The organism is Arminella tubonensis (assembly GCF_003240585.1).
Lineage (GTDB): Bacteria > Pseudomonadota > Alphaproteobacteria > Rhizobiales > Rhizobiaceae > Rhizobium > Rhizobium tubonense.
The window spans coordinates 47,358-69,020 of sequence record NZ_PCDP01000026.1; the positions used below are offsets into that span (position 1 = coordinate 47,358).

General features: G+C 59.6%; 19 protein-coding genes and 1 tRNA gene. 8 read left to right on the forward strand and 12 right to left on the reverse strand.

Features of this window, described 5'->3' with window-relative positions:
• Positions 1-18 precede the first annotated feature (18 nt).
• The 3 genes from rpsO (at position 19) to CPY51_RS07925 (ending at position 3,937) form a co-directional block, all read left to right on the forward strand.
• Positions 19-288, forward strand: a complete 270-nt coding sequence (gene rpsO, locus CPY51_RS07915; RefSeq protein ID WP_111159728.1) for a 30S ribosomal protein S15 — start codon at positions 19-21, stop codon at positions 286-288.
• Between the two features lie 411 nt (positions 289-699).
• Positions 700-2,838, forward strand: a complete 2,139-nt coding sequence (gene pnp / locus CPY51_RS07920) for a polyribonucleotide nucleotidyltransferase (RefSeq protein WP_111159729.1) — start codon at positions 700-702, stop codon at positions 2,836-2,838.
• Between the two features lie 82 nt (positions 2,839-2,920).
• Entirely contained in the window at positions 2,921-3,937 is a 1,017-nt protein-coding gene (locus CPY51_RS07925; RefSeq protein WP_111159730.1) for a class I SAM-dependent methyltransferase, read from the forward strand.
• Positions 3,938-4,030: 93 nt separating this feature from the next.
• Here CPY51_RS07925 and fabI read toward each other — a convergent pair whose 3' ends face one another.
• The 3 genes from fabI to fabA form a co-directional block, all read right to left on the reverse strand.
• Positions 4,031-4,837, reverse strand: coding sequence for an enoyl-ACP reductase FabI (gene fabI, locus CPY51_RS07930; RefSeq protein WP_111159731.1), 807 nt, complete (start codon positions 4,835-4,837; stop codon positions 4,031-4,033).
• Between the two features lie 4 nt (positions 4,838-4,841).
• A complete protein-coding gene (gene fabB, locus CPY51_RS07935) occupies positions 4,842-6,062 on the reverse strand; it encodes a beta-ketoacyl-ACP synthase I (RefSeq protein WP_111159732.1) in 1,221 nt (406 codons plus the stop codon).
• 73 nt (positions 6,063-6,135) lie between these two features.
• Positions 6,136-6,651, reverse strand: a complete 516-nt coding sequence (gene fabA / locus CPY51_RS07940; protein ID WP_111159733.1) for a 3-hydroxyacyl-[acyl-carrier-protein] dehydratase FabA — start codon at positions 6,649-6,651, stop codon at positions 6,136-6,138.
• Positions 6,652-6,953: 302 nt separating this feature from the next.
• On the opposite strand from fabA, the gene irrA reads away from it, so the two are divergent.
• Positions 6,954-7,373 (forward strand): iron response transcriptional regulator IrrA, encoded by a 420-nt coding sequence (gene irrA, locus CPY51_RS07945; RefSeq protein WP_111159734.1) that lies wholly within the window; start codon positions 6,954-6,956, stop codon positions 7,371-7,373.
• A 16-nt stretch (positions 7,374-7,389) separates the two neighbouring features.
• Here irrA and CPY51_RS07950 read toward each other — a convergent pair whose 3' ends face one another.
• On the reverse strand, positions 7,390-8,025 hold the full coding sequence (locus CPY51_RS07950) for a trimeric intracellular cation channel family protein (RefSeq protein WP_111159735.1): 636 nt from the start codon (positions 8,023-8,025) through the stop codon (positions 7,390-7,392).
• Positions 8,026-8,161: 136 nt separating this feature from the next.
• On the opposite strand from CPY51_RS07950, the gene CPY51_RS07955 reads away from it, so the two are divergent.
• Positions 8,162-8,638: a hypothetical protein gene (locus tag CPY51_RS07955; protein ID WP_111159736.1), complete on the forward strand. Its 477-nt coding sequence runs from the start codon at positions 8,162-8,164 to the stop codon at positions 8,636-8,638.
• A 24-nt stretch (positions 8,639-8,662) separates the two neighbouring features.
• On the opposite strand, the gene CPY51_RS07960 is transcribed toward CPY51_RS07955, so the two are convergent.
• From CPY51_RS07960 to CPY51_RS07990, 7 genes are all read right to left on the reverse strand, one after another.
• Positions 8,663-9,454, reverse strand: a complete 792-nt coding sequence (locus CPY51_RS07960) for a YdcF family protein (RefSeq protein ID WP_111159737.1) — start codon at positions 9,452-9,454, stop codon at positions 8,663-8,665.
• A 61-nt stretch (positions 9,455-9,515) separates the two neighbouring features.
• A complete protein-coding gene (locus CPY51_RS07965; protein WP_111159738.1) occupies positions 9,516-10,238 on the reverse strand; it encodes a YoaK family protein in 723 nt (240 codons plus the stop codon).
• A gap of 81 nt (positions 10,239-10,319) precedes the next feature.
• Positions 10,320-12,497: a glycosyltransferase family 2 protein gene (locus tag CPY51_RS07970; protein ID WP_111159739.1), complete on the reverse strand. Its 2,178-nt coding sequence runs from the start codon at positions 12,495-12,497 to the stop codon at positions 10,320-10,322.
• The gene (locus CPY51_RS07975; protein ID WP_244598520.1) at positions 12,482-13,747 is read right to left on the reverse strand and encodes a hypothetical protein; all 1,266 of its coding nucleotides are present in this window, start codon (positions 13,745-13,747) and stop codon (positions 12,482-12,484) included. The genes CPY51_RS07970 and CPY51_RS07975 overlap by 16 nt, the downstream gene beginning before the upstream one ends.
• Positions 13,748-13,873: 126 nt before the next feature.
• Positions 13,874-15,154 (reverse strand): HlyD family secretion protein, encoded by a 1,281-nt coding sequence (locus CPY51_RS07980; RefSeq protein ID WP_244598522.1) that lies wholly within the window; start codon positions 15,152-15,154, stop codon positions 13,874-13,876.
• A 693-nt stretch (positions 15,155-15,847) separates the two neighbouring features.
• Positions 15,848-15,923 (reverse strand) — tRNA-Ala (locus tag CPY51_RS07985).
• Positions 15,924-16,075: 152 nt separating this feature from the next.
• The gene (locus CPY51_RS07990; RefSeq protein WP_111159741.1) at positions 16,076-16,459 is read right to left on the reverse strand and encodes a TIGR02300 family protein; all 384 of its coding nucleotides are present in this window, start codon (positions 16,457-16,459) and stop codon (positions 16,076-16,078) included.
• A gap of 286 nt (positions 16,460-16,745) precedes the next feature.
• Here CPY51_RS07990 and CPY51_RS07995 point away from each other — a divergent pair, with 286 nt between their 5' ends.
• From CPY51_RS07995 to rpsA, 3 genes are all read left to right on the forward strand, one after another.
• The gene (locus CPY51_RS07995; protein WP_111159742.1) at positions 16,746-17,387 is read left to right on the forward strand and encodes an FMN-binding negative transcriptional regulator; all 642 of its coding nucleotides are present in this window, start codon (positions 16,746-16,748) and stop codon (positions 17,385-17,387) included.
• 21 nt (positions 17,388-17,408) lie between these two features.
• The gene (cmk, locus tag CPY51_RS08000) at positions 17,409-18,041 is read left to right on the forward strand and encodes a (d)CMP kinase (protein WP_111159743.1); all 633 of its coding nucleotides are present in this window, start codon (positions 17,409-17,411) and stop codon (positions 18,039-18,041) included.
• A gap of 176 nt (positions 18,042-18,217) precedes the next feature.
• Positions 18,218-19,921, forward strand: a complete 1,704-nt coding sequence (gene rpsA / locus CPY51_RS08005) for a 30S ribosomal protein S1 (protein ID WP_111159744.1) — start codon at positions 18,218-18,220, stop codon at positions 19,919-19,921.
• A gap of 77 nt (positions 19,922-19,998) precedes the next feature.
• On the opposite strand, the gene CPY51_RS08010 is transcribed toward rpsA, so the two are convergent.
• Entirely contained in the window at positions 19,999-21,660 is a 1,662-nt protein-coding gene (locus CPY51_RS08010; protein WP_146260096.1) for a hypothetical protein, read from the reverse strand.
• Between the last annotated feature and the right edge of the window lie 3 nt (positions 21,661-21,663).

The following is a 21,663-nucleotide window of genomic DNA, read 5'->3' on the forward strand; positions in this document are numbered from 1 at the left end:
CATCGAAAGGACCATCCGATGTCGATTACTGCTGAGCGCAAGTCTGCGCTGATCAAGGAATACGCGACCGTCGAAGGTGATACCGGTTCGCCGGAAGTCCAGGTTGCCATTCTGACCGAGCGCATCAACAACCTGACCGATCACTTCAAGGATCACAAGAAGGACAACCACTCGCGTCGTGGCCTTCTGACCATGGTTTCCAGCCGCCGTTCGCTTCTTGACTATCTCAAGAAGCGGGACGAAAGCCGCTACACCAAGCTGATCGCAAGCTTGGGCATTCGCCGCTAAAGAATTTCCGGCGGGCGTTCTTCGGACGTCCGCCGGTTGCTTATCAGGGGTAAAGAGCCCTGTTCGACATGTTTCTGAGGCGCCGCAAGCGTTGCGCGCCGTGAGACAAACCGGCAGGCCGGATGAGCCGGATCTGCCAACGCCAACCGTTGACCTGTCATGGGGCAGGATTGCCGGATGCTTTTGGCTAAAGCTGCTGCTTTAGCCCGGTTTCGCGGTCACAAGCGACCGAGGCCGAGATGCCGGACGAACGAACGCAGTTGCCGACCGAGATGTCGCTGACCGCATCGACCTTCCGTAAAAGCCTCCCGTTGTCTTGCCCATGATGCGTCACATCAATGCGGTCGTAAGATGTGCCTTGCCGAAAAGCGGCGACGGCGCGCCTTCCCGCATCACGCAAGGATAAAATAAATGTTCGACGTCCATACAGTTGAAATCGAGTGGGCAGGCCGCCCGCTCAAGCTCGAAACCGGCAAGATAGCCCGCCAGGCCGATGGTGCCGTCATGGCAACTTACGGCGAGACCGTCGTTCTCGCTACCGTCGTTTCGGCCAAGGCGCCGAAGGCCGGCCAGGACTTCTTCCCGCTCACCGTCAACTACCAGGAAAAGACCTACGCAGCCGGCAAGATCCCTGGCGGCTACTTCAAGCGCGAAGGCCGTCCGAGCGAAAAGGAAACCCTGGTTTCCCGCCTGATCGACCGTCCGATCCGCCCGCTCTTCCCAGAAGGCTACAAGAACGACACCCAGGTGGTCGTCACCGTCGTCCAGCACGACCTTGAGAATGACCCTGATGTATTGGCGATGGTCGCGACTTCGGCTGCCCTGACGCTTTCCGGCATCCCCTTCATGGGCCCGATCGGTGGCGCACGCGTCGGCTACATCAATGGCGAATACGTCCTCAACCCGCATATCGACGAAATGGACGAGAGCTCGCTCGATCTCGTCGTCGCCGGGACGCAGGAAGCCGTCCTGATGGTCGAATCGGAAGCGAAGGAGCTCTCGGAAGAGATCATGCTCGGCGCCGTCATGTTCGGTCACCGTGGCTTCCAGCCCGTCATCGACGCGATCATCAAGCTTGCCGAAGTGGCTGCCAAGGAACCGCGCGAATTCAGCCCGGAAGACTATTCCGCGCTTGAAGCAGAGATGCTCGGCATGGCTGAAGCCGAACTGCGCGTTGCCTACAAGAACACCCAGAAGGCAGAGCGCTACGCTGCCGTCGACGCCGTCAAGGCGAAGGTAAAGGCGCATTTCTTCCCGGAAGGCCAGGAAGCGAAGTACTCGGCCGAAGTCATCGGCGCCGTCTTCAAGCACCTGCAGGCGAAGATCGTTCGCTGGAACATCCTCGACACCAAGAGCCGCATCGACGGCCGCGACCTGTCGACCGTTCGTCCGATCGTCTCGGAAGTCGGCGTCCTGCCGCGCACGCACGGTTCGGCTCTGTTCACCCGCGGTGAAACGCAGGCGATCGTCGTTGCCACGCTCGGTACCGGCGAAGACGAACAGTATGTCGACAGCCTGACGGGCATGTATAAGGAACGCTTCCTTCTGCATTACAACTTCCCTCCCTACTCGGTCGGCGAAACGGGCCGCATGGGCTCCCCGGGCCGCCGCGAAATCGGCCACGGCAAGCTTGCATGGCGCGCTATCCGCCCGATGCTTCCGACAGCAGAGCAGTTCCCCTACACGCTGCGCGTCGTATCCGAGATCACCGAATCCAACGGCTCCTCGTCGATGGCAACCGTCTGCGGCACCTCGCTCGCCCTCATGGATGCCGGCGTTCCGCTCTCGAAGCCTGTTGCTGGTATCGCCATGGGCCTGATCAAGGAAGACGCCCGCTTCGCGGTCCTTTCCGACATCCTCGGTGACGAAGATCATCTCGGCGACATGGACTTCAAGGTGGCCGGCACCGAAGGCGGTATCACCGCGCTTCAGATGGACATCAAGATCGAAGGCATCACCGAAGAGATCATGAATGTCGCGCTGAACCAGGCAAAGGGTGGCCGTCTGCACATTCTCACCGAAATGGGCAAGGCGATCTCCGAAAGCCGCGGCCAGCTCGGCGAATTCGCACCGCGCATCGAAGTCATGAACATCCCGGTCGACAAGATCCGTGAAGTCATCGGCTCCGGCGGCAAGGTCATCCGCGAAATCGTCGAGAAGACGGGCGCCAAGATCAACATCGAAGACGACGGCACGGTCAAGATCGCCTCTGCTTCCGGCAAGGAAATCGAAGCTGCCCGCAAGTGGATCCACTCGATCGTTGCAGAACCTGAAATCAACCAGGTTTACGAAGGCACCGTTGTGAAGACCGCCGATTTCGGCGCGTTCGTCAACTTCTTCGGCGCTCGCGACGGCCTTGTTCACATCTCGCAGCTTGCTTCCGACCGTGTCGCCAAGACGACCGACGTCGTCAAGGAAGGCCAGAAGGTCTGGGTCAAGCTTCTCGGCTTCGACGAGCGCGGCAAGGTTCGCCTTTCCATGAAGGTCGTCGACCAGGAAACCGGCAAGGAAATTCCTGCCGACAAGAAGAAGGAAGAAGCGGCCGAATAAGCCGCGCCTTCATTGCATTTCCGGGGCGCGGGAATAACTTCCGCGCCCTTTTTCTATCTGCCCTGCAAGACGAGATCACGCCATGAGCCGCGACGCGCTTAAGACCCTGTTCCATCCCTTCGCCTCCGGCACCGTCGCTGTTCCAGGTGAAGGCGAGCGCATTCTTTTTCTCGGCGCAGAGGCCGGTTTTTCGTTGCCTGAGGGTTTTGGAGCCGCTCTCAATGCCGTCCAGGGGTTTCGCCCACTACATCGCCACCTTCTGGCCCAGCGGATCGAGACGACACCTGAGATCGAAGGCGAGGACTACGACGGCGCACTCATCCTCTGCACCAAGCACAAGGGTGAGAACGAGGGCAACGTAGCCGAGGCGCTTTCGCGCGTTAAGCTTGGTGGTCTAATTGTCGTTGCAGGCGGCAAGGAAGACGGCATTCAGCCGTTGCGCAAGCGTGTCGAAGGGCTTGGCGTCTCTGTCGAGCACATGCCGAAATATCATGGCGTGGCTTTCTGGTTCGGCCGTCCGGAGGAAATCGCGCCATTGCTGGCGAAATTTGAAAAGAAGCCCGCGAATGTCGAAGGCCGGTTTGTCGCCGAGGCCGGGATGTTCTCGTTTGATCGCGTCGATGCCGGTTCGGAACTGCTGGCATCGCGCCTGCCGACCGACTTCACCGGCGACGTGGCGGATTTCGGCGCCGGCTGGGGCTACCTATCGGTGGAGATGGCCGCGAAGTCTCCGAAGCTTGGCCGCATAGACCTGTACGAGGCCGACCATGCGTCGCTCGAGGCTGCCAAGGCTAACATGGCAAGGAACTGCCCGTCGATCGGCGCCCGCTACTTCTGGCACGATCTGACCGGCGAGCCTGTCAGGGACAAGTACGACCTCGTCATCATGAACCCGCCGTTCCACGAGGGCCATGCCGCGGATCCGGCGCTTGGCGCTGCATTGATCAAGACTGCCGCTTCGGCCCTTCGCGGCGGAGGCCGGCTTATGCTGGTCGCAAATCGCGGACTGCCTTACGAGCCCGTCTTGGCGGAACACTTCAAGGAGCATGGCGAGACCTGCCGCAACGCCCGCTTCAAGGTGCTCTGGGCGAAGAAGTAGGTTCGCGGAAGCTGACTGCCTATCGAGAGACAGAACGAAAAACGGACGCGAATTGAAACAATTCGCGTCCGTTTTGTTTTGTAGCAGCTCGTCTTACTCGACGTCGGCGCGGGTCAAGGTTTCCAACGTCGGCATCGACGTGATGTTGTAGCCGGCGTCCACATGGTGGATTTCGCCGGTCACGCCTGCGGAAAGATCCGACAAAAGGTAGAGTGCGGAGCCGCCGACGTGGTCGATGGTCACTGTCTTGCGCAGCGGTGCGTTGTGCTGGTTCCACGACAGGATGGCGCGGGCGTCCGAGATGCCGGCACCGGCGAGCGTGCGGATCGGACCCGCCGAGATGGCGTTGACGCGAATGCCGCGCGGGCCGTAGTCAGCCGCGAGATAGCGCACGGAGGCCTCCAGCGCCGCCTTGGCCACACCCATCACATTGTAGTTCGGGATGACACGGGCCGAGCCGTTGTAAGTCAGCGTCAGGATGCTGCCGCTTTCGTCCATCATGCTCGCTGCACGCTTGGCAACCTCGGTGAACGAGAAGCACGAGATTAGCATCGTACGCGTGAAATTCTCGCGCGTGGTGTTGGCGTAGAGGCCCTTCAGCTCGTTCTTGTCTGAAAAGCCGATCGCGTGCACCAGGAAGTCCAACTTGCCCCAGCGGGCTCGCAGTTCCTCCATGGCCGCGTCAACCGAGGCGATGTCCTCGACGTCGCAGGGCAGAACGAAATCTGAACCGACTTCCGCCGCGAGCGGCTTGACCCGCTTGCCAAGCGCCTCGCCCTGATAGGTGAAGGCGAGTTCCGCGCCTTGGGCCGCCAGCGCTTTTGCGATTCCCCAGGCGATGGAATGATTGTTTGCGACGCCCATGATGAGGCCGCGCTTGCCGTCCATTATTCCGGTCATTGGGTTATCCGTTGTAGCGCTGGAACACGAGCGTGGCGTTGGTGCCGCCGAAGCCGAAGGAGTTGGAAAGAACGGTGTCTATCTTGGGATTGTCGATGCGCTTGCGCACGATCGGCACGCCTTCGAATTCCGGGTCCAGTTCGGCAATATGGGCGCTCTCGCCGATGAAGCGTTCCTGCATCATCAGGATCGAATAGATTGACTCCTGGACGCCGGCCGCTCCGAGCGAATGTCCCGTCTGCGACTTGGTGGACTGGATATGCGGGATCTTGGCTCCGAACACTTCGCGGATCGCGCCGATTTCCTTGCTGTCTCCCACCGGCGTCGAGGTGCCGTGGGTATTGATATAGTCGATTTCATTTGCGACGGTCGCCAGCGCCTGCCGCATGCAGCGTGCAGCGCCTTCGCCCGACGGAGCAACCATGTCGTAGCCATCTGACGTGGCGCCGTAGCCGACGACCTCGGCGTAGATCTTGGCCCCGCGAGCCTTGGCATGCTCCAGCTCTTCCAGAACCAGCACGCCAGCGCCGCCGGCGATGACAAAGCCGTCGCGGCTGACGTCGTAGGCGCGCGATGCCGTATCGGGCGTATCGTTGTACTTGGACGACATCGCACCCATGGCGTCGAACAGGTTCGACATCGACCAGTCGAGATCTTCGTGGCCGCCGGCGAACATAACGTCCTGCTTGCCCCACTGGATCATTTCAGTCGCGTTGCCGATGCAATGCGCCGAGGTCGAGCAGGCAGACGAAATAGAATAGTTGACGCCGTGAATCTTGAACCAGGTGGCGAGGGTGGCCGACGCCGTCGAGGACATTGCCTTCGGCACGGCAAACGGGCCGATGCGCTTCGGGCTGTTGTTCTTCTCGGTGATCTCGGCTGCCTCGATGATCGTGCGGGTCGACGGGCCGCCCGAACCCATGATGATGCCGGTGCGCTCGCTGGTGATATCAGCCTCTTCCAAGCCTGAATCGGTGATCGCCTGCTTCATGGCGACATGGTTCCAGGCGCCGCCCTGAGACAGGAAACGCATCGCACGGCGATCGACGAGCTCCGTCGGATCAAGCGACGGGCGCCCCCAGACCTGGCACTTGAAACCGTGGTCGGCGAAATCCTTCGAAAAAGAAATGCCGGATGTGGTTTCGCGCAGCGAGGCGGTAACTTCGGTGGCATCGTTCCCGATCGAAGAGACAATACCAAGACCTGTGACAACTACCCGTCTCATGTGTTGGACCTTTTCCTTATTGTCGAATCTATGCGGAGGGCGCAGTACATATCATGCAGCGCCCCAGCCGCCTTCACTCAGCCTTGTCCTTGGACAGACCAACGCGCAGATCGGTTGCCCGGTAAATCTCCTCGCCATCGGCCTTCATCCAGCCATCGGCGATGCCGAGTACCATTCGGCCACGCATCACGCGTTTGAAGTCGATCCCATACTCAAGGAGCTTCGTGGCAGGACGAACCATGCCCTTGAACTTCACTTCGCCGGTTGAAAGCGCCATGCCGCGTCCCGGTTCGCCGAGCCAGCCGAGGAAAAAGCCCGTCAGCTGCCACATGCCGTCCAGGCCGAGGCAGCCGGGCATGATGGGATTGCCGGCAAAATGGCATGGGAAGTACCAGTCGTCCGGGCGCACGTCATATTCGGCGCGGATATAGCCCTTATCGAAAGCACCGCCCGTTTCGGAAATGTCGGTTATGCGATGGACCATCAGCATCGGCGGCAACGGCAGTTGCGCATTGCCCGGCCCGAACAGTTCGCCGCGCGCGCAGCTAAGGAGTTCCGCATAGGTGAAGCTGGATGGTTTCGTCGTCATAAAAGTTCCGTTTCCCCCGCAAAGTGCCGATGGATGGTGAAGCTAGTTCAACCCCGGCAGAAGATGAAGCGCAAGCGCAATGTGCTGTTTTTCTGTCGATCCGTTAAACGAGCATTACGGTGTTATTTGGTGGTCGCATACAGGAAGGCCAAGGCTCCTGCCAGAGGCAAATGCACAGATAGCCCTATTTTGCAGCCAATCGACACTTCTTGTCCCCATCGAAACTATTGAAAGCCTCGCGCGCAAAAGTTATATGGTCACCTGAATAATTGCGTGACAACGGCAAACCGGAGCTCCTTTGAATGGCGGCTGAAGCCAATATCGCTATCGAGACCAGGCTGCGCGTGGCAGGCCTGAGGCCGACCCGGCAGCGGGTGGCGCTTGGCGATCTTCTGTTTGCGAAGGGTGACAGGCATCTGACCGTCGAAGAACTGCACGAGGAGGCAGTTGCCGCAAATGTGCCGGTGTCGCTTGCGACCGTCTATAACACCCTGCATCAGTTCACCGAGGCGGGGCTGATCCGCGTGCTAGCCGTCGAGAGCGCCAGGACATATTTTGACACCAATGTTTCCGACCATCACCACTTCTTCGTTGAAGGTCAAAACGAGGTTCTGGACATTCCGATCAGCAATCTGACGATCGACAACCTGCCCGAGCCGCCGCCGGGGATGGAAATCGCGCATGTCGACGTCGTGATCCGGCTTCGTCGTAAAGAGCGCTGAGTATCGGTCTTCGGTGCTACATCACGTCATCCGGATGCCTGCCAGCCCTTGGCTTGTAGCTTGGGAATGTCCATCCGAACCATAGCGCACCGCCCCGCACAGCAAATGCCGCTGCCACGCCCAGCGCCGACGAGGCATAGAGCGGCATCGGCGTCGCGTTTGCCAGCGTGAAGACGCAGGCGCCCGCCAGCGCCGCCGTGACATAGATCTCCGGACGTAGCAGCACCGAAGGCTCGTTGGCCAGCAGATCGCGCAGTATCCCACCGAAGGTCGCCGTCAGCGTTCCGGTTACGATCGCGACCGTCGGCGAGCCGGTTGCGGCGAGGCCCTTGGCGGCGCCCATGACGCAATAGGCGGAAAGGCCGATGGCATCGAGCCAGATCAGCAGCCGATAGCGTGATTCGAATAGATGAGCCGTGAAGAAGACGATGGCGCCGACCACGCAGCAGACAAGAATATAGGTTGGGTTCACCACCCAGAAGACCGGGACGCGACCGAGCACCACATCCCTCAGCGTGCCGCCGCCGATGCCGGTGACCGCGGCGAGGAAGAGATATCCGATGAGGTCCAGCTGCTTGCGGGACGCGGATAGCGCACCGGTCGCGGCAAAGACTGCGACACCGGCGTAGTCCAAGAACGTAAGTAGCGACATCGGCTGCTCCGGTGACTGCATATAGGGAATATTCGTCGGAATGGATCACGGCGGCAAGGGCGGCGCAAGCGGCGCTGGCTAATATGCCAATTCGACCGTCGCCGATCTTGCTGCGCGACCTTTAAGAGGAACGACTGTGAAATCCCTATTGATCGTGATCCTGAACGTGATCGCACTTGTGGTCATGCCTACCATCGCGCAGGCCCAGCAATCGCTGATGCCAGACCCCGCCGCCTTCGAGAGAGACCATTTCAACAAGCGCTGCGGCGGGCAGGCGAGCTATGGCGACGGGTTCGTCACCGAGCAGGACATCAACAATGACGGACTGAAGGACATTGTCATCAACGAAGGCGAGATCACTTGCAAGGGCGAAAAAGGTCCCGACTGCACCGACGAAGGGTGCCCGCGGAACTTCTATCTTCAGGTCGCCGAAGGCGGCTACTTCATGGTGGCGACGGCACGGATCTACGGCTACGATTTCATCCAGCGCTTCGGCAACATGGTGCTTGTCATGAAGATGCATCCGCATTTTTGCGACCGCACCGACACCGAGCCATGCGAAATGACGGTGCGGGTCCGCGGCACCAAATTCGTCACGATCTCGAAGAAGTAGCCACCGAGCCGAAGCGATCGGGACCTACGGCGCTGGATAAAGCGCCGATGTGCGGCCGGCGAAATAATAGCCGACGAGACCGATCCATTCCCTGACCGCGGTGGATAGCAGCCCCGTATTCAGCGATGGCTGCGAGGCGTCGAGGCGGAGATATTCCTTGCCGCTCGATCGGTAGTCCACCGGCCACGGCACGACTGGGATGTCGAGCTTGCGGAAAATGCCCATCGAGCGCGGCATATGGAAGCCTGACGTGATCAACAGGCAGTTGGACAGCCCGTTGCTTGCAAGCAGGGCCTTCGTATTGATCGCGTTTTCGAAGGTGGTGCGCGAATCCTTGTCCTCGATCAGGCGGTCCTTGCCGAGGCCGAAGGCCGCAAACATGCGTTCCGATATGACTGCATCACCCTCGTAATTCCCGGTTATCGAGCCATCGCCTCCCGATACCAGAATGCGCGATTGCGGAAACTTCTGCGCCAGACGCAACGCCTCGACAAACCGGTCCCCGGCTGCATCGAGATCATAGCCGCCGCGCGATGTCGTGACGACGGTGTCGAATGCGCCGCCGAGAACGATCATGCATTTGAGATCGGCCGGGTCGCCCGATGGCTTCGGAAATCGATCCTCCAGCCCCTGCACCAGATATGCCCCGGCCGAGGTGAAGAGCGCGACGAAAAGGATAGCGGTTGAAATCGCTGAGGCGAGGATGCCGGACCACCGCCAGCCCAATAGAGCCGCCAGGAGGCCAATCGCAACAAAGAAAAAGGCGAGGGAAAGCGGCTGGCCGAGAATCCAGACGAGTTTCGAGATCAGGAACAAGCGATTGTCTCCGGTTGCGTTTCCACTCTCCTAGCAGATTTCAATGCCAGACAAACAACAGCTATTTTGCGTTTTTCTCAACCGGCGCGGCGATCGCTATGCGGTGGTTGAAACGGTGCTGCAGCGGGCGCGGAATGAAAATGGTGGCGATCGCGACCAGCAGCGTTATCATCGATACAAACCGGAGCGCCTCCGCGGCGAATATGTGTACCAGCACCGCTCCGAGAACGGCGCCGGCCAGCATGCCGATCCACGGTACGATCTGGATCGTCCAGGCGATGTCGCGGTCGCCGATCAGGAAGCGACCGATGCCGCGTCCGAAGCGCGAGAGTGCGCCTGTCACATAGGTCAGACCGATCGGCAGACCCTCGATATGCTCCACCGTCGCGTTGACCATGCCCATTGCGAGCACGATGAGGTAAAACTGCACCAGCAGCATATCGGGCGAGGAAAACATCGAGGCGACGGCGAGCAGGATACTGACGCTGGATAGCACGACGAAGGTGCGGCGAGGTGCGGCGTGAGCAAGAACAATGCCGAGCGCATTGCCACCGACGAAGGTAAGGATTGCGAGCAGCAGCACCAAACCATGACGAAGATCGCCACCTGCGAGCGAGATGGCGGCACGGGTCGTGTTTCCCGTCATGAAGGAAACGAAATCACCACTCAGCACTAGCCCGACCGCATCGGTCATGCCTGCAATGAAAGAGATGGATCCGACGAGAAGGAGCCCAGTCGTTTTTCGGCGGATCCTGATGAGGCGACGGCGGCGCTGTCTGGTCATGCTCTAATCGGAATGAGTCGAGGTCAGGCCCGATGCTAGACCTCAGAGGATGCAGATGGCCAGAGCTAATAATTTCCCTGCCTACGATGCGCTCCATGCCGGTGCGCCGGCGGCCTGACCTGCGCGCCTCCACCGACGGCGCGGTGCATCCGTCACCAACGGTATGATCTCTGCGGTACGCGTCGGAGCCTCGACCTGCGGCGACGCTTCCACGACATTCTCGCCGTCGATCATCAGGCCGTCCGGACTGCCGAACATGCGGTGCATCAGGCCGGCGAGCGCTGCGCGTGGGTGGGCCTGTGCGGGCATCGCTTCCGGCATTTCGCTGAACAGGCGTTCGATCATAGTCTCGCGCACGGCGTCGGGCGTCTTCCTGATCTCCCCGCCGTTGCGCCTGTCCTTGAGCGCGACGATCGAGAGGGTGAAGCGCTGGCGGATATGGTCTGCTGCCGTCACGCGGCCGACGACATCGAGATCCTGGAAGGGGCTGAAGATCAGCAGATCACCGGGATCGACGAGCTTGGCAACGCGCACTTCGGGGATCACCATTCGCGCGTCATGGACGGAGATCTCCTCGACCATGCACGAGGTGGCGCTGCTGCCGTAGCCGACGCGGGTGCGAAGCGCCAACGGGAAGCGGATATCGTCGAGCGGGATACGCGGCAGCTCGATGCAGACGAGCATCGAGACAAAGGCATAGATCATCACCACCATGCCCCAGGCGACACTGAAGCCATCGAGGTCGTGATAGGTGTTGAGCAGCGGGCCGTTCAGCATGCCGACAAAGGTAAGAACGATGATGGAAAGGAAGATAATCGCCAGTGGATAGAGCACCGTGACCTGGCTCCGGTCTTCTCCCTTTGCGGTGACCTTAAAGGGCCGTCCGAAGGGGCGCAGGATCGCGTGAAAGATCGCGACCGTGATCGGGATGGCGGAGACCATCTGCGACACCTCAGTGAAAAGCGGCAGGCTTCGTCGATCCGATACCCAGTAGTGGAAGGCCCACATGCCGCCGACCATCGGCAGCGCGTACATGAAGAACGCCTCCGGCTCCATTAGGATCGCGGGGAGCCCCATGAAATAGTAAAGGATCGGTGCCGCGAGCAGCAGCAGGATGAACGGCCGGCAGAACCAGAACAGCAGGCCGTGGAAATAGTGCAGGCGCTGCATCAGGGTGTAGCCGCGGCCAAGGAAGGGGCCATCCCTGAGCAGGGCGACCTGGATCGTCCCGAGGCACCAGCGGCAGCGCTGGGTGATGTAGCCGGAGAGCGTTTCGGCAGACAGGCCTACGCTGAGGCGCTCGTTCAGCCAACGTGTGCGCAGACCCTTCTGCATCAACCGATAGGTGAGATGGATGTCTTCGGTGACAGTTTCCTGCGGCATGCCGCCGATCAGCTCCAGCGCGTCACGCCGGACGACACAGGAGGTGCCGACACAAAACGCAGCGCCCCAACCGTCCTTCGACGGCTGCATGACGTCGAAGAAAATGCGCTGATCGTCGACCCAGGCCTTGCTCGCGAGCAGATTATGCTGAACCGGGTCGGCGTTATAGTAGAACTGCGGGGTCTGGATCAGCCCGATGTTCGGATCGGAGAACTGGCCGATCGTGCGCTTGAGGATGGAGCGCTGTGGAGCGAAGTCGGCATCGAGAATAAGGATATAGGGTGCATTCGCGCCGGCGGAATGGCGCAGGGCATTGTTGATGTTGCCGCCCTTGGCGCCAGCGTTGTCGTCGCGGCGGAGATAACTTACGCCAACATCCTCGCAATATTGCCGCAGCCAGTCGCGGCGACCGTCGTCCAGAACCCAGACGGTGAAATTGTCATAATCGATGACCTTGGCGGCGAGAATGGTTCGCTCGAGGATCGGTAGCTCTTCGTTATAGGTGCAGATGAAGACGTCGACGGCAGGCTGGGTTTCCATCTCGCAGATCATGCGCTCGCTTTCGTCCGCCTTGCCGCTGTGATCAGTGCGGCGGAAGAAGAAGACGATCGACAAGATCGTGTAGAAAATGATGATCGTCTCGAAGCCGATATAAATGCGCGGCCAGATCGAATAGGCGCTACCGTCAAGCTCCGGCAGCGTACGGGTCGCACGAAAGAACAGATAGTTCAGCAACATCACGATGAGGATCGTGCCGAACAGGATGCGGTCGCTAGCCTTGCGGCTATCGAGAAAAAACGAGCAGGCCAGGATAAGGAGGATGGCGACGGCGCAAAAGAGGATCGAATCGGACAGGGTTACTATTTCTGGGGACATGGATCATCCTCGCTTGCGGTTCGACCCTTCAGGCCGACGAATGGATTGATGTCGAGGGCAGCAAGCGCTGCCCAGCCGGTCGCACCCACGTGGGGGAGCCGGTAATACTTGAAATCGCCCGGTGTGGAGTTCGGTCCGACCTGCAGGCCCGTCGTCAGCTGCTCGTTGACGGTGGCGTAGATCAGCCCGTCGGGCGCCAGTTGCTCTTTCATGGTCTCGAACAACGGCTCGGCCTTTTCCGGATGGCCGGTCAGGCGGTAGACGAGGGCGGCCTGGGCCGTGCCTTCAAGCCAGATGCCGTCGCGGTCGTTGTTAAAGTCGAAGCCGCCGGGAACGCCGTGATTGACCTCGGTCCAGGCAAGGGTCCGCTCGGCCTTGTCCTTCAGGCTCGGCACCGCGATCAGCGGCCAGAGTTCCGCATCGAGGCCGGACATCCCGGCGTTCGGAGAGGAGGTGTCCGGCAGCGTGCCGATATAGAAGCGCCCTTCGCCATTGTCCCACATGCTCTTGACGAAAGCCTCGGCGCTGTCGGCGTAGTGGCCCCAGTCTCCGCCCTTGTCGATACGCGCCAGCCAGGCGTCGGCGGCGTAGACGTCGAGATTGTGCTCGGTCGATTTCCAGGTCATCCGGTCCGGCGTCGGCTCATGGCCGAAGAAACCGCCGAAATATCCCTTTCCCTTCTGATCGAAGGTATTCTTATGGATCCAGTCCATGATCTTGCCGGCGGCATCGAGATAGGCTTTCTGATTGGTTTCCTCATAGGCCATCAGCAAAGCCAGCGCCCCCCAGGCGGTGCTACCGGTGGCCGAGCCGACCTGATAGCCATCCTCGACCCAGGAATTGCTTGCAGTGCTCCAATAGCCCGGCAGCAGGATGCCCTGCTTATCGACCGTGACGGCCCCAGACCGGTAAGCATTGCGCAACCGGCCGTCATGGTAGTGCCGATCGGTTTCCACGGCGAGCACCAGAGCATCGGCAACGCGGCGCGCCTCATCCTTGCGATTGCAGCCATACAACGTCATCATCGCCAAGGCATTGTCGTAGGTGAAGCCGGTGTTTTCCAAAGCCGGATGAAGTGCCGACCCCCCATTGGCGGGCTCGAAACTGCGGAAGAAAAACGGCTGTGTCGGCGCGCCACTCATGTCGTTGACAAGACCTTCGCAAATCGCACAGGCGAGCACCTGGCGCACACCGCCCTCAGCGGTATCGGTTGCAAAGACGGCGGCAGGGAAGAGAGCAGCAAGAAGCACTGCCCATCCAGCCAAGACGGCGCGGCCAAAGATCGATCCTTCGTGACGGTGCTGATCGGCTGATGATCTCGGCGGACGGCTCAACATCGGACACAACCTTTCGGTACGCATGAACTTGGCCCGGTATCAACGATCAACGGTTTTCAGCACAAGCGGGCTTTTTTGCCCCGTCACTTTGTCGAAGATCGTGGATGCGGAAAGCCGCGTTGCGGACGACGGCGTCAATTCCGCAACGGCTTCCTTGGAATAGCGCATCAGTTTCGAGACGATCGATTCGCCCAGCGATACGATCACTTCCTCGCCAACATGGCAGCCGAAGAACTTGTCGTCGCTCTGCTTGGTTGCCGTGTCCAAGGCCGGTGCCTTGTCATCCAGCTTGAGGAGCACGTAGACTTCGTTGCCCTCGGCCTTGGGAAATTTTTCGAAGTAGCGGTTCTGCGTGCCGGAGCTGAAATAGCGGACGATCTTGGTAATGTGGGCCGCGCGCTTGATGCCGAGACTTCGGAAGTTGATCATCGCCGGGGTGCCTATTTCCAGCTCCGACACGTCGCGGCTCTCGTAGACGGCAGCAGCAAAGGCTTCCGTGCAGTCCAGCGAGCGCGCAACGGGCTGACCCTGCACCAGGAAATCGCCATAGGAGGCGTCGACACTCACGACCTGTCCGTGCTGCTGGGCAACGACGTTGGCAGCGCCGGTGTTTCCGAGCCGGCCCTCCTCGCGGGCGATCAGATTGTCTACCTGTCCCTGGCGGACTGTCATCTGATTGATCTCGATCTGGTCCTCGTCGATGTCGCCGGCGATTTTCGTGCGCTGCATCTCGAGGGTCAGCAGGTTCCCGGCAACGGGGCCGCCGGTATAGATATTTTTTTCCACCAGGTTGCGGACTATCTGGTTGCGGCGTACCTCGCCGTTTGCGGAATCGAGGTCGTACTGCGCCGCATTGCGTTTCTGCCGCTGCGGCTCGACGCTCATCTCGGACATCATGCCCTTCTTGACCATGGTCGTCTGACGCAGCAGCAGGGCATCCTGCTCACTGAGCTTTGCCTGATAGGACTGGACGTTCGACTGCGCGTTTTCGATCACGGCCGTCAATTCGCTCAGCACGCCCTTCTTCACGTCCTCGATCTGCGACACCACAGTTGCGAGCTGTGCCTTGCGCTGATCAAGAACGGCGGTCTGATTGTTGAGCTTTTCCGCAAGATCCAGCTTTTCGAGGCGGAGACCCGTCAGCGACGTCTGATCCTGGTTCGGATTGGAAACCGTCGCCGTGACGTCGCCGGGGTTCACCACCTGGCCGACCTGAAGCGATATCTTGTCGACGCGGCCATAGATCGGCGCGGCTATGAGTTGCACGGGGGCATTAATGACTGCTTTTGTGGACACGATGAAGAATTGGTTTGGAATCATCGCCATCGCCATAATCGTCATAAGCATAATGGCGAAAACATATCCAAATATCCTGGACACGGACAGTATCTTCCGGTTTTTCGTGGCTTCCGTAGAGGATGCGTCCAGCATGTACTTCCAATCCTGACAAATATTTATCACAAGTCTAAATTGAAAGGTGCTTCCCTTGCCCTTTATATAGTGTTTTTGCTATTTTTGATCTTACTTGAATTAGCACATTGCATTTTATGCTGCAATGCAACTTATCCCGACGTCGAACCGATGGTTTTACACTGTGTTAAAAACATCACTCTTGATACAGGCAGGAGCGTGGCCCTGAGTCGGCTTCTGACGGCTTTTCCGGCGATTTTAGGAGGAAGACGCGGCTGAAAACAATTCAGCATTTCGGGCTATGCGCGGAGAGCGATCGAGGCAAGTCCGAAATTTCTGTTTTTTATCAAGAACAAGGCGGATTGGTCGCTGTTTTGCTCCGAGAGTGCGCCTCTCTTGGGCACTTTGGTCGCGACTAGCATCAGAAAGGGCCAAAACAGCCCGGCTATCGCGCCTTCCGGCAGCAATCCGTTTATCAGGTTCGAAACCAGAGAGGGTTCTTGCGCTGCCGCGCGTATACTCCTTTGGGATAACAAAGCCCAAAATACTTCATGCTTCGCAGGTGCGAACAGTTTTATACTATTTGAAAGTAATACGGGAATTTGGTGGAGCTAAGCGGGATCGAACCGCTGACCTCTTGCATGCCATGCAAGCGCTCTCCCAGCTGAGCTATAGCCCCATCGAAATGGTCCGGTCGAGCCGGTCCTGGGACCCTTCGAAGCGCTTGGCCCGTCGGGGTGGCGGCTTATTACTTCCCGTTATGAAAGATAGCAAGCCGAAAAATCTCGGCCCGGAAACTTTTCCGCGTTATCCGGGCCGATGGATTGTCGATCAGACTTCGTCGTCGTCGCCCGTAACGCCGATGATGTCGCTCATATCATCATCATCATCGTCTTCGTCAGGGGTCAGGAAGGTATCGTCGTCGTCATCGCCGTCGATCTCGACTTCGTCGTCGCCGATATCGGGAATGTCATCGCCGGTCGCTGCCTCGTCGGCATCTTCGAGCGAAACCAATTCCACTTCCGTGTTCTCGGTATCGACTTCCGCTACCTCTTCCTCTTCCGGAATCTCCTTCGCAGCCGAAGTTTCCTCGAAGTAGGACAAGGGCCAGGACTTGCCGCTATAAGGCGACACGACCGGGTCCCGGTTCAGATCGTAGAACTTCTTGCCGGTGTCCGGATCGGTACGTTTTGTTCCAAGTTCCGCTTTCGCCACTGTCAAAGCCTCATGAAGGGCCGAATAGAATTTCGGCGATGCCGTCTAGATCGGCGTTATAAGGTAAATTACAAGCCGGTCCCCATAGTCGTTGTGGCTCCCGCTGTCAAAGCCAAACTTTCGCCTACAGGAAACGGCATTATCGCATCGCGGCGGATGACGTTGCAAATCGCATATGTTAACGACCCAAAGGAACCGAAAATTGACAAGATAGCTGGCCGTTCGAAGACGACTTCGTCATGAAAATTCGGAACAGCCGGCAAGGCCCGAGGCCTAGGAGCAGGCAATGTATCAGCCACCGCATTTCCGCGAAGACGACCTTGCCGTTCAGCATGCGCTGATCCGCGAACAGCCGCTGGGATTGCTGATTTCCAGCGGCACAGACGGACCGGTCGCCAACGCAGTCCCTTTTCATCTCAATGCCGAGGACGGATCAAAAGGCCGGCTGCAGACGCATGTCGCCAGGGCCAACAGCCAGTGGCAGGAAATTCGCGACGGCGCCCCGGTCCTTGTCGTTTTTCAGGGTGCGCATTCCTACGTCACGCCGTCGTGGTACCAGACGAAACGGGAAACGGGGAAAGTCGTGCCGACATGGAACTATGCCATCGTGCAGGTCCGCGGCCCGGCGCGGGTCATCGACGATCCCGCGTGGATCCGGGCGCAGATCGAGGCGCTGACACGGGGACAGGAGGACCGCCGCGCTGAGCCCTGGGCTGTCGGCGACGCGCCGGACACGTTTATCGCCTCTCAGATCAAGGGCATCATCGGCATCGAGATCGACATCACCGAGATCGAAGGGAAATGGAAGGTGAGCCAGAACAGATCGGCAGCCGATCGGAACGGGGTCATCGAAGGGCTGGCGACGAGCTCTGACGTCGACGCCGCCGACATGGCCGAACTGGTCCGGCGCTACGGCAAGAATGATTGAAACCGGGAACAGGACAAGGGCATGATCATCGCCATCGACGGACCGGCGGCAGCCGGCAAGGGGACGCTGTCGCGGCGGATTGCCGAGCAATATGGGTTCCACCATCTTGACACCGGTCTTACGTATCGCGCCACGGCCAAGGCGTTGCTCGATGCCGGACTTCCGCTCGACGACGAAGCCGCGGCAGCAAAGGTTGCGGGAGAAGTCGATCTCTCGAACCTCGACCGGAATATATTGTCACGTCACGATATTGGCGAGGCGGCATCGAAGATCGCTGTGATGCCCGCCGTCAGACGAGCGCTTGTCGAGGCTCAGCGGGCATTTTCCCGGAAAATGCCCGGAACCGTTCTCGACGGCAGAGATATCGGCACCGTTGTGTGCCCGGATGCATCGGTGAAATTCTATGTGACCGCGTCGCCGGAAGTGCGGGCGAAGCGACGATACGACGAGGTCTTGTCCAGCGGCGGCAACGCCGACTATGCCGCGATCTTCGAGGATGTGAAGCGACGTGACGAACGCGACATGGGCCGCGCCGACAGTCCGCTGAAGCCGGCGGAAGACGCGCTCTTGCTTGATACCTCGGAAATGAGTATAGAGGCGGCGTTTCAGGCGGCAAAAATGACCATCGATGCCGAGCTGAACCGAAATGCCTAAATGACAGCGGCTCTCCCGTGCTCCTGCACGAGATGCCGCTTTTGCCCTATAAGCCTGGAATTCCGTCCCCGCGCCGGATTGCTCTCAACAAGAGGGCGGACTGGATCCAGACCCGTTCAACACCAACCCACCGGCGCATTGTGTCCAAACCTATCATGGACACGCCAGGAGATTATATGTCTGTAGCTTCCCCCTCACGTGAGGATTTCGCATCCCTTCTCGAAGAGTCCTTTGCCAAGCACGATCTGGCTGAAGGCTATGTCACCAAGGGTATCGTCACCGCCATCGAAAAGGATGTTGCGGTTGTCGACGTCGGCCTGAAGGTCGAAGGACGCATCGCTCTCAAGGAATTCGGCGCCCGCTCCAAGGACGGCCAGCTGAAGGTCGGCGATGAAGTCGAAGTTTATGTCGAGCGTATCGAAAATGCTCTCGGCGAAGCTGTTCTGTCGCGCGAGAAGGCTCGCCGCGAAGAAAGCTGGATCAAGCTCGAAGCCAAGTTCGAAGCTGGAGAGCGCGTCGAAGGCGTGATCTTCAACCAGGTCAAGGGCGGCTTCACCGTCGATCTCGACGGCGCTATCGCCTTCCTGCCGCGTTCGCAGGTCGACATTCGTCCGATCCGCGACGTGACGCCGCTGATGCACAACCCGCAGCCCTTCGAAATCCTCAAGATGGACAAGCGTCGCGGCAACATCGTCGTCTCGCGTCGTACCGTTCTCGAAGAATCCCGCGCCGAGCAGCGTTCTGAAATCGTCCAGAACCTCGAAGAAGGCCAGGTTGTCGACGGCGTCGTCAAGAACATCACCGATTATGGTGCGTTCGTGGACCTCGGCGGCATCGACGGTCTGCTGCACGTGACCGACATGGCATGGCGCCGCGTCAACCATCCGTCGGAAATCCTGAGCATCGGCCAGCAGGTCAAGGTTCAGATCATCCGCATCAACCAGGAAACTCACCGCATCTCGCTCGGCATGAAGCAGCTCGAGAGCGATCCTTGGGATGGCATCCAGGCCAAGTATCCGGAAGGCAAGAAGATTTCCGGTACCGTCACTAATATCACCGACTACGGTGCATTCGTCGAACTGGAACCTGGTATCGAAGGCCTGATCCACATTTCGGAAATGTCCTGGACCAAGAAGAACGTTCATCCCGGCAAGATCCTGTCGACAACGCAGGAAGTCGAAGTGGTCGTTCTCGAAGTCGATCCGACCAAGCGCCGTATTTCGCTTGGCCTGAAGCAGACGCTCGAAAATCCGTGGCAGGCATTTGCCCACAGCCACCCGGCTGGCACCGAAGTCGAAGGCGAAGTCAAGAACAAGACCGAATTCGGCCTGTTCATCGGCCTCGAAGGCGATGTCGACGGCATGGTGCACCTCTCCGACCTCGACTGGAACCGTCCAGGCGAACAGGTCATCGAGGAATACAACAAGGGTGACATGGTCAAGGCTGTCGTTCTCGACGTCGATATCGATAAGGAACGCATCTCGCTCGGCATCAAGCAGCTCGGCAAGGACGCCATCGGCGACGCTGCCGCTTCCGGCGAACTGCGCAAGAACGCTGTTGTTTCGTGCGAAGTCATCGCGGTCAACGACGGCGGCATCGAAGTCCGTCTCGTCAGCCACGAAGACATGACCTCGTTCATCCGTCGCGCCGACCTTTCGCGCGATCGCGACGAACAGCGTCCGGAGCGCTTCTCGGTCGGTCAGATCGTCGACGCCCGCGTCACGAACTTCTCCAAGAAGGACCGCAAGATCATGCTGTCCATCAAGGCTCTCGAGATCGCGGAAGAGAAGGAAGCCGTCGCACAGTTCGGTTCGTCCGACTCAGGCGCTTCGCTCGGCGATATCCTTGGCGCGGCTCTGAAGAACCGCGGCAGCGAATAATCGCAGCCTACTCTTGAACTGACAAAGAACCCGCCGGAGCGATCCGGCGGGTTTTTCGTTGCCTGTGATCTGTGTCACTATTCCCAGCCAACCATGCGCTGGTACAAATCGAAGGCGTGATCGCGAAGGGGCTCGCGCGGCGGCGAGGCCGGTAAGGCAAGCTGCGCTGGCTCTGTCGGTACCTTTAGCGCCTCTACAACAACCCCATCGTTCCCCGTCGCATCTTCAGCAGAAGGCTCGGCTGCATGATCTGCCGCTTGAAGCGTCTGCTCATCGCCTTCTGCCTCTTCATGTTCTTCCGGTTGGCCGGCCTGTCCTTGGCCGTGCTTCTCGTCATCGACAGGGTCGACGCGGTCGATGAAGATATCCTCGCGTTCGTCGACAATTTCATTCGTCGGCAAATACTGGGCAATTGCAAAGGGAACCCCAACAACCGACATCGCGCTTGGCTGCATTTGCATTGCAGCCAGGGGAGCCGCTGTGGGCGGCGGCGGTCCCTCGGCTGGCGTCGAGGCCAAGTTGACTTGAGCCAGCTTCTCGTCGACTGGCAATGGCTGGGCTACCGACGTTGGGGACGCAGTCGCAACAGGGGCCACAGCGGGATCGGGCAGATCTGCCTGTGACAAGGACTGGAGCGTGACGCTATCCATCATATCCGCAACGAGAGCTTGGGCGACCACCTTGTCTGCCAAGGGTTCGCCTTGCGCCATGATCTGCAGGATATCTGGACCGGCGGCGTCTATGGCAAGGCTTACGACGACCTTCAGCCCCTCCTGAATATCTGCTTCGATTTGCTGGATCTGACGCGGCACCGATGCCTGTACCGCCTGAGGCGGCTGGGCCCTTGCCTCCATCGATGTTTGGGCCTGAACCGGGAGCTTGCCTTGTATAAGGCTCGCCGACGCTTCGCCGGCTACGGATATCGCGTTGGACTGGATCGCAACGACAACGGGACTTTTCGCATTCCGGGGCTCGCCAGCATCCGTCGGCGCTTGCGAAGGGATGCCAAGGGGAGCCAGGACTTGCCGAGATGTCGTTTCCGAGCCCTGTCCCGGAGAGGTTGCGGCATTGACGACAGGTGCCGGCGAGGCTTTGAGCGGAGCACCGATGCCGCCTGGAAGCGCCGGAGCTTCCTCCGACGAGATCTGTCCCAGCATTGAATTGATTGTTGTCCCGCCGATTTGCTTGGCCGCCTGCGGCTCTGATTTCGTCGCAATCGACGCTTCCGGATTGCCGTCGTTGAGGCCGTATGAACTCACGACCGCCTTGGTCGCCAGATCGCGGTCCTTGTATCTGACGACTTCAAGGTAGGCGACAACCTGGGCTGCAGCCACTCCGGTTGGATCGTGAAGCGCCCGTGCAATCAATGGCAACGGCAGCGTCTTTACCGCAGTGTTCACCTGCTGTTGGACGTTTCCGAGCTGGCTGGGCGTGAGGTTGCTTATCGTGTCGGCGAGCCGCAACGCGAAAGCGGAGTTCGTCTCGCCCGGCTCTTGTGGCAGGTTGAGCGCGGCACTGACTGCATCAACAGCCGCAAACAGGCTCTCCACCATACGCTCGCGGGCGGCGATCAGCAGCATGTTGAGCTTGCCTTCGACGCCGGCACTCATCGCAATCGACAATGCGACCGCGGCGTCCGGCTCGGAGGCGAGGCTGGAAAGCGCCTCGGAGACGACCGAGGCCTCAGTCTGGGCGGCAGGTGCGGCAACACTGGAAACTGCACGAATTGGAGGCAACACGGC